This is a genomic window from Nocardioides zeae, from assembly GCF_030818655.1.
In the GTDB taxonomy this organism is placed as follows: Bacteria; Actinomycetota; Actinomycetes; order Propionibacteriales; family Nocardioidaceae; genus Nocardioides; species Nocardioides zeae_A.
Window position 1 is genome coordinate 1,786,086 of sequence record NZ_JAUTAN010000001.1, and the last position, 13,902, is coordinate 1,799,987.

Annotated in this window: 14 protein-coding genes; 3 read left to right on the forward strand and 11 right to left on the reverse strand. The window is 73.6% G+C overall.

Translation table 11 applies throughout. The annotated features are described in order from the left end of the window. Positions 1–91 precede the first annotated feature (91 nt). Genes lgt through QE405_RS08555 form a run of 10 tightly spaced genes read right to left on the reverse strand, consistent with a single transcriptional unit; the run spans position 92 to position 9,590 of the window. Positions 92–1,081: a prolipoprotein diacylglyceryl transferase gene (gene lgt, locus QE405_RS08510; RefSeq protein ID WP_307199757.1), complete on the reverse strand. Its 990-nt coding sequence runs from the start codon at positions 1,079–1,081 to the stop codon at positions 92–94. A gap of 18 nt (positions 1,082–1,099) precedes the next feature. After that, complete coding sequence (locus tag QE405_RS08515) at positions 1,100–1,783, reverse strand: SCO family protein (RefSeq protein ID WP_307199758.1); 684 nt, start codon at positions 1,781–1,783, stop codon at positions 1,100–1,102. Then, the gene (trpA, locus tag QE405_RS08520) at positions 1,776–2,600 is read right to left on the reverse strand and encodes a tryptophan synthase subunit alpha (protein WP_307199759.1); all 825 of its coding nucleotides are present in this window, start codon (positions 2,598–2,600) and stop codon (positions 1,776–1,778) included. The genes QE405_RS08515 and trpA overlap by 8 nt, the downstream gene beginning before the upstream one ends. Beyond that, positions 2,597–3,841, reverse strand: a complete 1,245-nt coding sequence (gene trpB / locus QE405_RS08525) for a tryptophan synthase subunit beta (RefSeq protein ID WP_307199760.1) — start codon at positions 3,839–3,841, stop codon at positions 2,597–2,599. Before trpB ends, trpA begins: the two co-directional genes overlap by 4 nt. After that, entirely contained in the window at positions 3,838–4,638 is an 801-nt protein-coding gene (trpC, locus tag QE405_RS08530) for an indole-3-glycerol phosphate synthase TrpC (protein ID WP_307199761.1), read from the reverse strand. The genes trpB and trpC overlap by 4 nt, the downstream gene beginning before the upstream one ends. A gap of 5 nt (positions 4,639–4,643) precedes the next feature. Beyond that, positions 4,644–4,904, reverse strand: coding sequence for an HGxxPAAW family protein (locus QE405_RS08535; protein ID WP_307199762.1), 261 nt, complete (start codon positions 4,902–4,904; stop codon positions 4,644–4,646). 21 nt (positions 4,905–4,925) lie between these two features. Then, on the reverse strand, positions 4,926–5,513 hold the full coding sequence (locus QE405_RS08540; RefSeq protein ID WP_307199763.1) for a Trp biosynthesis-associated membrane protein: 588 nt from the start codon (positions 5,511–5,513) through the stop codon (positions 4,926–4,928). Beyond that, on the reverse strand, positions 5,510–5,854 hold the full coding sequence (gene hisI / locus QE405_RS08545; RefSeq protein ID WP_307199764.1) for a phosphoribosyl-AMP cyclohydrolase: 345 nt from the start codon (positions 5,852–5,854) through the stop codon (positions 5,510–5,512). The genes QE405_RS08540 and hisI overlap by 4 nt, the downstream gene beginning before the upstream one ends. Before the next feature lie 41 nt (positions 5,855–5,895). After that, a complete protein-coding gene (locus tag QE405_RS08550; RefSeq protein ID WP_307199765.1) occupies positions 5,896–7,746 on the reverse strand; it encodes an ABC transporter ATP-binding protein in 1,851 nt (616 codons plus the stop codon). Then, positions 7,743–9,590 carry an ABC transporter ATP-binding protein gene (locus QE405_RS08555; RefSeq protein ID WP_307199766.1) on the reverse strand — a complete coding sequence of 616 codons (1,848 nt, stop codon included), beginning with the start codon at positions 9,588–9,590 and terminating at the stop codon, positions 7,743–7,745. The genes QE405_RS08550 and QE405_RS08555 overlap by 4 nt, the downstream gene beginning before the upstream one ends. A gap of 118 nt (positions 9,591–9,708) precedes the next feature. Here QE405_RS08555 and QE405_RS08560 point away from each other — a divergent pair, with 118 nt between their 5' ends. Beyond that, on the forward strand, positions 9,709–10,308 hold the full coding sequence (locus QE405_RS08560) for a Maf family protein (RefSeq protein ID WP_307199767.1): 600 nt from the start codon (positions 9,709–9,711) through the stop codon (positions 10,306–10,308). Here QE405_RS08560 and QE405_RS08565 read toward each other — a convergent pair. Beyond that, a complete protein-coding gene (locus tag QE405_RS08565) occupies positions 10,253–10,759 on the reverse strand; it encodes a GtrA family protein (protein ID WP_307199768.1) in 507 nt (168 codons plus the stop codon). The genes QE405_RS08560 and QE405_RS08565 overlap by 56 nt on opposite strands. Positions 10,760–10,957: 198 nt before the next feature. Here QE405_RS08565 and QE405_RS08570 point away from each other — a divergent pair, with 198 nt between their 5' ends. Together QE405_RS08570 and QE405_RS08575 are read left to right on the forward strand one after the other, a co-directional pair. Continuing rightward, positions 10,958–12,748 (forward strand): acetyl/propionyl/methylcrotonyl-CoA carboxylase subunit alpha, encoded by a 1,791-nt coding sequence (locus QE405_RS08570; RefSeq protein ID WP_307199769.1) that lies wholly within the window; start codon positions 10,958–10,960, stop codon positions 12,746–12,748. Between the two features lie 142 nt (positions 12,749–12,890). Beyond that, positions 12,891–13,877, forward strand: a complete 987-nt coding sequence (locus tag QE405_RS08575) for an LLM class F420-dependent oxidoreductase (RefSeq protein ID WP_307199770.1) — start codon at positions 12,891–12,893, stop codon at positions 13,875–13,877. Positions 13,878–13,902 lie beyond the last annotated feature (25 nt).

Sequence of the window (13,902 nt, forward strand, 5' to 3'; positions counted from 1 at the left end):
GGAGGGACGACGTTGGCCCTGCGCGCGCTGAGGTTACCACCGTGAAACAGTTCGGTCGCGTTCCGGGCACGCGACGGGGGTAGGGCGCGGGTCACTCCCGCTCGGTCGTGGCCCCCGGCTCGACGTCGGCCCCCGTGTCGGTCTTCGCGTCGGTCTTCGCGTCGGCCTTCGTGTCGGCCTTCGTGTCGGCCTTCCCGTCGGCCACCGTCGCGGGCCGCTCGAACCCGTCGACGTACACCTCCTCCTCGCGTCCCCGGCCGCGCGTGACGACCAGGTAGGCCACGGCGCCGACGAACAGGATGATCGAGGTCCAGACGTTCCAGCGGAGGCCGAGCACGTTCTCCAGCTGCACGTCGTCGATCCGGAGCATCTCGTTCCAGACGCGGCCCGTCGTGTAGGCGACCACGTAGAGCGCGAGCACCCGACCGTGACCGAGCCGGAGGCGCCGATCGAGCACGATCAGCACCGCGAAGGCGGCGAGGTTCCACAGGCACTCGTAGAGGAACGTGGGGTGGAACGTCGTGCCGGGCGCGAAGCCGGCGGCGCGGGCGACGGCGTCGCTGACCTCGAGGCCCCACGGGAGGTCGGTGGGCTTGCCGAACAGCTCCTGGTTGAACCAGTTGCCCCAGCGCCCGATGGCCTGCGCCACGAGCAGGCCGGGGGCGAGCGCGTCGGCCAGGGGCAGGAACCGGATGCCGCGGCTGCGCGCGCCGATCCAGGCACCGACGCCGCCGAGGGCGATCGCGCCCCAGATGCCGAGACCGCCGTTCCAGACGTAGAGCGCCTCGATCGGGCGCCGGCCCTCCCCGAAGTAGAGCTCCCAGTCGGTGGCCACGTGGTAGAGCCGCCCGCCGACGATGCCGAACGGCACGGCCCAGATGGCGATGTCCATGACCTCGCCGGCCGTGCCCCCGCGGGCGACCCACCGCTTCTCGCCGATCCAGATGGCGGCGGCGACGCCGAGGATGATGCACAGCGCGTACCCGCGCAGCGGCACCGGACCGAGGTGCCAGACCCCCTCGGACGGGCTCGGGATCGACAGCGGCACGGCCAGGAGCGAGCCGAGGGCGGCGTTCAGCATGGCGCCCATCATGGCGGGTCAGGAGGCCGGACGGCTCAGCAGGGTGGCGAGGTCCACGGCGAGGTCGTGGGGGGAGGTGTCCCGCAGCCACAGCATCGGGACGGTGTCGTCCGCGTCGACGGCGTTGACCTGGTCGTTGTGGGTGACGTCGTAGCCGCCGCTGGCGAGCCGGACGCCCTCCTCGAAGTAGACGTGGAAGCTCTGGGCCGCCGTCTGCAGGGAGGCCAGGTCGCCGGTGATGCCGACGAACCCGGGGTCGAAGCGCTCGAGGTAGGTGCGCAGCGTCGTCACGTCGTCCCGCGCGGGGTCGGTCGTCACGAAGAGCACCTGCACCCGCTCGCGGTCGGCCTCGTCGAGCCGCGCCAGGGCGTTGGCGATGTTGGCGAGGACCATCTGGCAGATGTCCGGGCAGTTGCTGTAGCCGAAGAACACCAGCGTGAGGTCGGCATCGGTGTCCTCGGTGAGCGAGAACGGCGTGCCCTCCGGCGCGCTCCCCCGGGTCGAGACCAGCGGGGGGCCGGCCACCGTGTACGGCTGGTCCAGCACCAGGCCGTACATCGAGTCGTCGGTCAGGTCGGCGCCCACCATGGGGTTGAGCGGCTCGGACTGCCCGCCGCACGCGGCGAGGACCGCGAGCACGAGCGACCCCGCCACCGCGGCGCAGCGGCGGCGCAGCCGCACGGCGGGGCGGGGGTCAGGCACCGCCGGCGTCCCCACGGCGTACGCCGGCCGCGAGGTCCTCCGTGAGCGTGCGCAGCGCGGCCAGTCCGGCGGCCCGGTCGGTGCCGGCGTCGAGCAGCGTGCGCACGAACGCCGAGCCGACGATGACGCCGTCGGCGTAGGCCGCCACCACCGCTGCCTGGTCGCCGTTCGAGACGCCGAGGCCGACACCCACCGGGAGGTGGGCATCCTTCGGCTGGAGGGCCCGGGCCCGGGTGACCAGCGGACCCGCGAGGTCGCTCGTGGTGGTGCGGGCCCCGGTCACGCCCATGACGGCGGTCGCGTAGACGAACCCGCGCGACGCCGCGGTCGTCATCGCGACCCGCTCGTCGGTGGACGACGGAGCCACGAGGAAGACCTTGTCGAGGTCGTGCGCGTCGGCCGCGGCGATCCACGCGTCGCCCGCGTCAGGCGTGATGTCGGGCGTGATGAGGCCCGCGCCGCCCGCGGAGGCGAGGTCGGCGGCGAACCGCTCGACGCCGTAGCGCTCGACGGGGTTCCAGTACGTCATCACGAGCGTCGGCGTGCCCGTCGCCGCGACCGCCTCGACGGTGCGGAGCACGTCGGTCGTGCGGCAGCCGGCGTCCAGGGCCTGCTGGGCCGCGGCCTGGATGGTGGGGCCGTCCATCACCGGGTCGCTGTAGGGCAGCCCGATCTCGATGACGTCGCACCCGGCGTCGACCATCACGTGCAGCGCGTCGACGGCGCCGGGGACGTCGGGGAAACCCGCGGGCAGGTAGCCGATGAGGGCGGCGCGGCCCTCCGACCGGGCGCGCTCGAAGGCGGGGGTGGTGCTCACGCCTCCACGTCCTTCTGCGCGTCGCCCAGCCCGAACCACTCGATGGCCGTGCCCATGTCCTTGTCGCCGCGGCCCGAGAGGTTGATGAGCACGATCGCCTCCGGCCCCTTCGTCGCGGCCAGCTCGCGGGCCACGTCGAGGGCGCCCGAGACGGCGTGCGCCGACTCGATCGCGCAGATGATGCCCTCGGTGCGGGCCAGGAGCGCCATGGCCTCCATCGCGGCTGCGTCGGTGACCGGCGCGTACCGCGCCCGACCGATGTGCGCCAGGTGCGAGTGCTGCGGACCGACGCCCGGGTAGTCGAGGCCCGCCGAGATCGAGTGCGACTCGACCGTCTGGCCGTCCTCGTCCTGGAGCAGGTAGGTGCGCGCCCCGTGGAGGACGCCCGAGCCGCCCGCCGTGATCGTGGCCGCGTGCCGGCCCGTCTCGACCCCGTCGCCGCCGGGCTCGAAGCCCCAGATCGCGACCTCCTCGTCGTCGAGGAAGCCCGCGAACAGGCCGATCGCGTTGGAACCGCCGCCGACGCACGCGGCGATCGCGTCGGGCAGGCGACCGTAGCGCTCCAGCACCTGGGCCCGTGCCTCGTCACCGATGCCGCGGCAGAACTCGCGCACCATCGTCGGGAACGGGTGCGGACCGGCGGCCGTGCCGAAGAGGTACGCCGTGTGGTCCACGCTCGAGACCCAGTCGCGGAACGCCTCGTTGATCGCGTCCTTCAGCGTGCCGCTGCCGGTGTCGACCGCGATGACCTCCGCGCCCAGCAGCTGCATGCGGGCGACGTTGAGGGCCTGCCGCCGGGTGTCGACCGCGCCCATGTAGACGGTGCAGTCGAGCCCCAGGTAGGCCGCCGCCGTCGCGCTGGCCACGCCGTGCTGACCGGCGCCGGTCTCGGCGATGACGCGCTTCTTGCCCATCCGCTTGGTCAGCAGCGCCTGGCCGAGCACGTTGCGGATCTTGTGGGCGCCCGTGTGGTTGAGGTCCTCCCGCTTGAGGAGCACGCGGCAGCCGACCTGCTCGGAGAGGCGCGTGGCCTCGTAGAGCGCGCTCGGGACGTTCGCGTAGTCGCGCAGGATCGCCTCGAACTCGCCGATGAACGACGGGTCGGCCATCGCCTCGGTCCAGGCGGCCGTCAGCTCGTCGAGGGCGGCGAGCAGGGCCTCCGGCATGAACCGGCCACCCCACTGCCCGCCCTCGCCGAAGTAACCGCGGTCGTCCGCGTCGTACCGGCTCGTCGAGGTCATCGGGATGCTCCTCCGGCGGCCACGAGGCCGCTCATCGCGCGGACGGCGGCCGTGGGGTCGCCGTCCTTCACCAGGGTCTCGCCGACGAGCACCGCGCGGGCGCCCTCGGCGACGTAGCGCTCGACGTCGCCGACCCCGCCCACACCGGACTCGGCGACGAGCACCCGGTCGGAGGGGACGAGCGGCGCGAGGCGGCCGAACACGTCGGCGTCGATGGCCAGGGTCTTGAGGTCGCGGGCGTTGACGCCCACGAGCGGCGCCCCGAGCGCGACGGCCCGCTCGGTCTCGGCCTCGTCGTGCACCTCGACGAGCGCGGTCATCCCGAGCTCGCGGGCCAGGTCGTGCAACCGGCGGAGGGTGTCGTCGTCCAGCGCGGCCACGATGAGCAGCACGAGGTCGGCGCCCCACGCCCGGGCCTCGACGATCTGGTAGTCCGTCACGGTGAAGTCCTTGCGGAGCACGGGCACGTCGACCGCGGCCCGCACCGCCGCCAGGTCGGCCAGCGAGCCGCCGAACCGCCGCTCCTCCGTGAGCACGCTGATCGCGGCCGCACCCCCCGCGGCGTACGCCGAGGCGAGCACCACGGGGTCGGGGATGTCCGCCAGGTGCCCCTTGCTGGGGCTGCGCCGCTTGACCTCCGCGATGACGCTCGACCCGGGGGCGGCGAGCGCCGGCATCGGGTCGAGCGCGGGAGCCACGTCGGCGAGACGGGCCCGCAGCTCCGCCAGCGGCAGGGCGGCCTCGCGCCGGGCGAGGTCCTCGCGGACCCCCGCGACGATGTCGTCGAGGACGGTCACGAGGGTCAGTGCTTCTCCTCGTGCAGGCCCATCTTGGCCATCACGAGGAAGAGGAAGAACGAGCCGACGGCGAGCGCCAGGCCCACGTAGAACACCGGCAGGCTGATGGGGTCGAGCATGAGGCCGACGGCACCCACGACGAAGCCGACCATCGCCACCGACACCCCGGTCCAGGCCGCGGGGGTGTTGCCGTGGTTGTTGGCCATCGTGTGCTCCTCGGTGATCGGGTTCGAGCGGTCGGGCGAGCCGTGCGGCCCGGGGTCCATCCTAGAGCCGCGGCGGGCGGCTCAGCGCGTGGGGTCGTGCCCCTCGTCGAGCGCCTTCCACAGGTCGAGCGACGTGCGGGGCTGCTCGACGGCGGCGGCCTCGGTGGCGTCGGCGGGCGCGTCGTACCGCGACCCCATCTCCGGCCAGGCCGGAGCCAGGCGCACGGCCGCGGCGGCGGCCAGCGCGACGACGACGGCGGCCGCGCCGGTCACGAACAGCCAGGGCGCCAGGGTCGGCTCGACCGACTGGCCCGTGCTCGCCAGCTGGGCGGCGACGTCGTCGGGGAGCGTGCGTGCGCCCGTGACGACCGTGGCCACGACCCCGAGGGCGGTGACGACCGCCAGCACGGCGACGGCGCGCCGGAACCAGCGGCGCGTCACCAGCACGACGCCCCAGCACGCCAGCAGCACGAGGCCGAGGGCGCCCGCCAGCGGGGACGTGCCGAGGTCGGCGGTGGTGGCCATGCCGCTCTGGCCGAGCCCGTTCACGCCGCCGGTCGCACCGCCGGTGTCGACCCACGCCCGGGTGCCACCGAAGGCGACGAGACCGCTCGCCGCCAGGCCGAGGAGCACGACCGGGCCGAAGGTCCGTCGTGCGTCGCCCGTCATGCCGGACCCAGCCGCACGGCGTCGAAGCACGTGCGGTCGCCCGTGTGGCAGGCCGCGCCCTCCTGGTCCACCTTCACCAGCAGGGTGTCGCCGTCGCAGTCGAGCCGCACGTCCTTCACCCACTGGCGGTGGCCGGAGGTCTCGCCCTTCACCCAGTACTCCTGGCGCGAGCGCGACCAGTACGTCGCGCGACCGGTGCCGAGCGTGCGGGCGAGGGCCTCGTCGTCCATCCAGCCGAGCATGAGCACCTCGCCGGTGTCGTGCTGCTGCACGACGGCGGGGACGAGCCCGTCGGCGGTGCGCTTGAGACGGGCGGCGATCTCGGGGGCCAGGCTGCTCACCGGTCCAGTATCCCCGCTGGCGGTCGTGGTCCCGACCCCGCTCACGAGGCCACCGCCCGCTGTGCGACCCAGGAGGCGTGGAGCCGGGCGTAGACCGACCCCTCCTCGGCCACGAGCTCCGCGTGGGGCCCGTGCTGGACGATGCGACCCGCGTCGACGACGACGACGTCGTCGGCCTTCTCCGCCGTCGAGAGCCGGTGGGCGATCGTGATGGCGGTGCGTCCGGCCATCAGGCGCTCCAGCGCGCGGTTGATGCGCATCTCGAGCGCCGGGTCGACGGCGCTCGTCGCCTCGTCGAGCACGAGGAGGTCGGGGTCGGCCAGGTGCGCGCGCAGCAGCGCGACGAGCTGCCGCTCCCCCGCCGAGAGGGACTCGCCCCGCTGGCCCACCCGGGTGTGCACCCCGTCGGGCAGGCCGGCGATCCAGTCGTCCAGCCCGATCTCGGCGGCGGCGGCGAGCACCCGCGCCTCGTCAGCGGAGAGGTCGCCGTAGCGTGCGTTGGCGAGCACCGTGTCGTCGAACAGGAACCCCTCCTGCGGCACGAGCACGACCCGACGGCGCAGCGACGATCCGCGCACCTCGCGCAGGTCGAGGCCGTCGAGGCGGACGGACCCCGACGTCGGGTCGACGAGCCGCGTGAGCAGCTTGGCGATGGTGGACTTGCCCGAGCCGGTCTCGCCCACGACGGCCACGCGGCGTCCGGCGGCGATCGAGAGCGACACGTCGCGCAGGACCGGCTCGCCGCCCGGGTAGGCGAACCAGACGTCGTCGAGCTCGACGTCGACGGCCCGGTCGGGGAGGTTCGCGCCCTCCGGACCCGGGTCGACGAGCTCGGCCGGGGTGTCGAGGAGGCCGATGACGCGACGCCACCCGGCGATCGCGTTCTGGGCGTCGGTGAGGATCTGCGTGCCCATCTGCACGGGGCCGACGAACAGCGTGACGAGGAAGGCGAACGCCAGGATCTCGCCCGCCGTCATCCGACCGGCGATGCCGAGCAGCACGCCGATGACGATGACGCCGGCGTTGGCGAGGCCGGCGGAGATGCCGCCGAGGGAGAACGACACCGCGGTGAAGCCCTGGGCGCGCACGGCGGCTGCCCGGTAGGTGTCGATGGCGGTGTCGATGCGGGCCTGGGTGCGCCCCTCGACCGCGTAGGACCGCACCACCGCGGCGCCCACGACCGGCTCGGCGATCGCGGAGAGCATGAGCCCCACCTGGCGGCGGACCACGCCGTACGCCTCCGAGAGCCGGCGCTGGAAGTACCGCAGCGACAGGAAGAGGGGCGCGAAGCAGAGCCAGACCACGAGGGTCAGCTCCCAGCTGTAGACCGCCATCACGATCGTCGCGACGACCACCTGGCCGACGCTCACCACGAGCAGCACGCCGCCGAACACGATGAACTGGCTGACCTGGTCGATGTCGCTCGTCACCCGGGACACCAGGGACCCGCGCCGCTCCGTGTCCTGCGTGCCCAGCGGCAGGTCGTGCACGTGGCGGAACGCCTTGACCCGCAGCGACGAGAGCCCCGTCTCGGCGGCGCGGAAGAGGCGGTAGGTCATCAGGTAGGACGCCACGCCCGTCGCGACCACGGCGACGGTGGCGAGGAGCGCCATCACGACGGTGAACCGGACGTCGGTGCCGCCGGGGGCGTTGATGCCCCGGTCGAGCGTCTGCTGCACGGCGACGGGCACGACGACCTGGCCGGCCGTGGCCAGGACGGCGAGCAGCAGCGTCACCCGGATGCCGTGGGCCAGCTCCGGCGAGTGCCGCACCCCGCGTCGGATGGTCGCGATCGCGCCGATCTCCTCGCCGGAGACGACGGCGGTGGCGGCCCGGGCGCGTGCCGAGCCCGGGGTCGGGGCGCTGGCCGGACCGGGCGTCGTCGTGCTCATCGGAGCGCCTCCTCGGCGGGGCTCGACGCGCGGTCCGGTGAGTCCGGCGCCTCGGGGTCGTGGTCGTAGGCGGTCACGATCCGCGCGTAGGCCGCGTTGCGCGTCAGGAGCTCGTCGTGCGGCCCCTGGTCGACGACGCGGCCCTCGTCGAGGAAGACGACCTCGTCGGCGAGGCCGATGGTGGCCTTGCGGTAGGCGACCACCACGAGCGTGGTGCCCGCGGCGGGCGCGTCGTGCTCCGGGTCGTCGCTGCGCAGCGCCGCGAGGATGCGCGCCTCCACCTCCGGGTCGACGGCCGAGGTCGCGTCGTCGAGCACGAGCAGGCGGGGGCGCCGCACGAGCGCCCGGGCGAGGGAGAGGCGCTGCCGCTGGCCGCCCGACAGGGTGGTGCCCCGCTCCCCCAGCTCGGTGTCGAGACCGGCGGGCAGCCGGCGCACGAAGTCGGCGGCCTGCGCGGTCTCGAGCGCCGCCCACACCTCGGCGTCGTCGACGTCGAGACCCAGCGCCACGTTGCCGCGCACCGTGTCGTCGAACAGGAAGGCGGTCTGCTGGACCACGGCGACGGCGTCGGCGAGCGCGCCGTAGGCCAGGTCGCGCAGGTCGGTGCCGTCCACCCGCAAGGCTCCCGCCTGCGGGTCGACGAGGCGGGTCAGCAGAGAGGTCAGCGTGCTCTTGCCGGCGGCCGTCGGCCCGACGACCGCGACGGTGCGCCCCGGCTCGACCGTGAAGCTGACGTCGCTGAGCACGGGCGCGTCCGCGGCGTACCCGAAGCGGACGCCCTCGACCTCCAGCCGCGCACCGGGGCCGGGGCTCGCGAGACGGTCGTCGCCGAAGTCGAGGCCACCCTCGGCGTGCAGCACGCGCCGCACGCGGTCGTAGCCCACGACGCTGCGCGGCAGGTCGCCCAGGAGCCAGCCGATGGAGCGGATGGGGAACGCGACGACGGTCAGCAGGTAGGCCACCGTCACGACGGCGCCGGGCTCGCTGGACCCGTCGAGCACGCGGGCCACGCCCACGACGAGCACGAGGAGCACCCCCACGTTGGGCAGGGCGTTGAGGATCGGGTCGAAGGCAGCCCGGAGCCGCCCTGCGCGGATCGCGACGTCGCGCAGCTCCTCGCTGCGCTGCCGGAACCGCTCGGTCTCCTCGGACTCGCGGCCGAGGGTCTTCACGACCAGGGCACCGTCGAACGACTCGTGGGCGATCTCGCTGACCACGCCGCGCAGCTCCTGCACGCGCGTCATCAGCGGCGACGTGACGCGCTGGAACCAGAGGTTGACGACGATGACGGCCGGGAAGACGAGGAGGCCGACGAGGGCCAGCACGAGGTCCGTCACCACCATCTGCACGACGGCGATCACCATCATCGCCACGGTGCCCACGGCCATCGGCAGGGGCGCGACGGGACCCCAGGCGGCCTGGACGTCGGCGTTCGCGTTGGAGAGCAGCACGCCGGTGGGGTGGCGGTGGTGCCACGACATGGGCAGCGCCAGGTATTGCCGCGTCACCGCACGCCGGTCGTGCGCCTCCATGCGGTATTGCATGATCCCCGCGCCGAGGCGACGGGCGACGATGCCGACGGCTCGCAGGATCGCGACGCCGACGAAGAGCGCGACCACCACGACGAGGAGGCCCGCGCCGATCTCGCCGTCGCGGAACGCGGGGAGCACGACGTGGTCCGTCGACCACCCCAGCACCCAGGCGTCCGCCACCGTCAGCGCGCCGAACAGGACGCTGCCCAGGGTCGCGAGGGTGAAGACCCACGGCTCCCGCCGGATCGCGACCCCCAGCACCCGCAGGCCCGCCCGTGTCGCCGACGGTCGTGCGGTCTCCCCTGGTGCCACGCGCGCGACTCCTCCTCGATCTGACGGACCGGGCTCGCCCGATCGGCCCGACTGGTCCGTGCAGCCAACGTAGGTGGAGCCACCGACATTCCTCACATCCCCTGCCATGCTGGCGCCCGTGCCCACCCTGGTCCTCGGTTCCGCGTCCCCCGCCCGCCTGCGCACGCTCCGGACGGCGGGCGTCGAACCGGTCGTGATCGTCTCGGGGGTGGACGAGTCGGGCCTCGAGCACCTGGCGCCGACGGACCTCGCCGGGACGCTCGCCGAGCTGAAGCGCGACGCCGTCGCGGTGCGCCCCGACGTGCCGGCGGGAGCCCTCGTGCTGGGCTGCGACTCGGTGCTGGAGCTCGACGGGGTCGCCCACGGCAAGCCCCGTGACGCCGAGGACGCGGTCGCGCGGTGGGCCCGGATGAGCGGCCGCACCGGCCTGCTCCACACGGGGCACGCGCTCGTCGACACGGCGACCGGCCAGCGGCGTACCCGGGTCGCCACGACCGCCGTGCAGTTCGCGGAGGTGGACGAGGCGGAGGTGCGGGCCTACGTCGCGACCGGGGAGCCCTTGCACGTGGCGGGCGCGTTCACGCTCGAGGGCCTCGGGGCGGCGTTCGTGCGCGGCGTCGAGGGGGACCCGCACAACGTGGTGGGCGTCAGCGTGCCGTTGCTCAGGACCGTGCTCGCCGAGATGGGGCACCGCTGGACGGACCTGTGGTCGCGGTGACCGCCAGCGGCTGCGCCGGGGTGCTGAACACGAACCTGCGGAAGAGGTAGAACCGCGCGACGAAGCCGGCCGTCAGGCCGATGACGTTCGCGGACACGTTGTCGGCGACCGGGTCCGTCAGCCCGAGCACGGTGCGGCTGAACCAGAGGCACGCGACGGGCAGCGACATCGTCGCGACGTTGATGACGACGTACGCCGTGAACCCGCCGTCCGCCGTGGCCGCGGCGCGGTGCTTGAACACCCAGCGGCGGGTGCCGCCGTAGCTGATGAGCATGCCGATGGTGTTGGCCAGCACGTAGGCCGACAGGGGGCGGTCCTCCAGCAGCGCCTCGCCCTGGAGGAAGCCGTGGAGCAGCCAGTTGAAGAGGACGACCGCGACCGCCGTGGCGACGAGACCGACGAGGCTGAACTTGCCCACCTCGGCGGCCAGGCGTCGCCAGCGTCTCCCCATGGGCAGGAGGTTATCCGCGTGTCGCCCCGCGCTCGCAGGTCGCCCACCGTGTCGGCCGCCCGAGCCAGGTGGTACGCCGTACCAAGGAGTAGGTACCACGGACCGGATCCCGTGGCGATCGTTCGCTCGGTTGCCCCTAGACTCCCCTCCGGCGGTGCCCGGGTGTGGCACCGCGACCGAGACCCTCGAGGAGTGACCGTGCCCGAGATCAAGCCCTTGCGTCGCGTGCTCATCGCCAACCGCGGTGAGATCGCGGTGCGCGTCATCCGCGCCTGCAAGGACGCCGGCATCGGCAGCGTGGCCGTCTACGCCGAGCCCGACCGCGACGCCCTCTTCGTGCGACTGGCCGACGAGGCCCACTCCCTCGAGGGCGCGACCCCGGCGGACTCCTACCTCGACATCGCGAAGATCCTCGCCGTCGCCGAGAAGTCGGGCGCCGACTCCGTGCACCCCGGCTACGGCTTCCTCGCCGAGAACGCCGACTTCGCGCAGGCCGTCATCGACGCGGGTCTCACCTGGATCGGCCCGCCGCCGGCCGCCATCGAGGCCCTGGGTGACAAGGCGAAGGCCAAGCACATCGCCGCCCGCGCGAACGCACCCCTCGCCCCCGGCACCAAGGACCCCGTCGCCGACGCCGACGAGGTCGTCGAGTTCGCCAAGGCGAACGGCCTCCCGGTCGCCATCAAGGCGGTCTTCGGCGGTGGCGGTCGTGGACTGAAGGTCGCCCGCACGCTCGAGGAGATCCCCGACGCCTACGACTCGGCGGTCCGCGAGGCCGTCACGGCGTTCGGCCGCGGCGAGTGCCTCGTCGAGAAGTTCCTCGACAAGCCGCGCCACGTCGAGACGCAGTGCCTCGCCGACCAGCACGGCAACGTGGTCGTCGTCTCGACCCGCGACTGCTCGCTGCAGCGCCGCAACCAGAAGCTCGTCGAGGAGGCCCCCGCGCCGTTCCTCACCGACGCCCAGCTCACCGAGCTCTACGAGTCGTCGAAGCGCATCCTCAAGGAGGCCGGCTACTACGGCGCCGGCACCTGCGAGTTCCTCGTCGCCCAGGACGGCACCATCTCCTTCCTCGAGGTCAACACCCGCCTCCAGGTCGAGCACTGCGTCTCGGAGGAGGTCACGGGCATCGACCTCGTGCGCGAGATGTTCCGCATCGCCGCGGGCGAGGAGCTCGGCTACGGCGACCCCGAGATCCGTGGGCACTCCATCGAGTTCCGCATCAACGCCGAGGACGGCGGCCGCAACTTCATGCCGGCCCCCGGCACCCTCACGGCGTGGAACCCGCCGCAGGGTCCCGGCGTCCGCGTCGACGGCGGCTACGAGAACGGCGAGACCATCCCGGGCTCGTTCGACTCCCTCATCGCGAAGCTGATCGTCACGGGCCGCGACCGCACGCAGGCGATCGAGCGCTCGCGCCGCGCGCTCGACGAGTTCGTCGTCGACGGCATGCCCACCGTGATCCCCTTCCACCGCACGGTGCTCAACGACCCGGCGTACGTCGGCTCGTCGACCCCATCCGGCGAGGGCGAGTTCACCGTGTTCACGCAGTGGATCGAGACCGAGTTCGACAACCAGATCGAGCCCTTCGGCGGCACGCCGGGTGAGGCCGACGACGAGGGCGAGCGCCAGAAGGTCGTCGTCGAGGTCGGCGGTCGCCGCCTCGAGGTCGTCATCCCGGCCGGTCTCGGCGGGATCGCCGCCGGTCCCGCCGCGGGCGGCGCCAAGAAGCCCAAGCGCTCGGGCGGCAAGAAGGCCGGCGCCGCGGCGTCCGGCGACGCCGTCGCCTCCCCCATGCAGGGCACCATCGTCAAGGTCGTCGTCGAGGAGGGCCAGACGGTCGCCGAGGGCGACACGATCGTCGTCCTCGAGGCGATGAAGATGGAGCAGCCGCTGAAGGCCCACAAGGCCGGCACGGTCACCGGCCTGGCCGCCGAGGTCGGCGCGACGGTCGCGAACGGCGCCGTCGTGTGCGAGCTCAAGGACTGACCCCGCACCGCGTCTGACGCGAGGCCGGACCCCCAGCGGGGTCCGGCCTCGTGGCGTTCGTGGCCGTGCTCCACCGTCGGCCGTGACCCCGGCGGGCGTGGCCGTCGCCCCACCCTTTGGGGCGAGGTGGTCCGCTGACGGCATGACGCGATTCGGATACACCCTCATGACCGAGCAGTCCGGCCCGAAGGACCTCGTGCGCCACGCCGTCGCCGCGGAGCGGATCGGCTTCGACTTCGAGGTCGCCAGCGACCACTACTTCCCCTGGCTGTCGGCGCAGGGCCACGCGCCGTACGCCTGGTCCGTGCTCGGCGCCGTCGCCCACGCGACGGAGCGGGTGGACCTCATGACCTACGTGACGTGCCCGACGATCCGCTACCACCCCGCGGTGGTCGCCCAGAAGGCGGCGACCCTCGGGCTGCTCTCCGACGGGCGCTTCACCCTCGGCCTGGGCGCGGGCGAGAACCTCAACGAGCACGTCGTCGGCCAGGGCTGGCCGAGCGTCGACGCGCGGCAGGACATGCTCGTCGAGGCCATCGAGATCATCCGGGCCCTGCACACGGGCGAGCTGACGACGTGGGAGGGCGACTACTTCCGCATCGACTCGGCCCGGGTCTGGGACCTCCCCGACGAGCCCGTCCAGATCGGTGTCGCGGTGGGTGGGCAGAAGGCGGTACGCCGCTTCGGACCCCTCGCCGACCACCTCGTCGCCACCGAGCCGGACGCCGACCTGCTGTCCGCGTGGGACGCGACCGACGGCGCGCCCACCATCGGCTCGCCCGGTCGTGCCATCGGCCAGATCCCGATCTGCTGGGACCCCGACCGCGACGCCGCCGTCGAGCGGGCGCACGAGCAGTTCCGGTGGTTCGCCGGCGGCTGGTCCGTCAACGCCGACCTGCCGACGACGGCCGGCTTCGCGGGCGCCACGCAGTTCGTGCGGCCCGAGGACGTCGCCGAGAACATCCCGTGCGGCCCCGACCTCGACGCCATCGTCGAGGCGGTCAAGCCGTTCTGGGAGGCGGGCTTCACCGACGTCGCGCTCGTGCAGGTGGGGGGCGACTCGGTCGACCGGTTCCTCGACGAGGCCGCCGAGCCGCTGCTCGAGAAGCTGCGCGCCGCCTCCGCCTGAGCGCTCGCCGGCCTCCGTCCGGGTC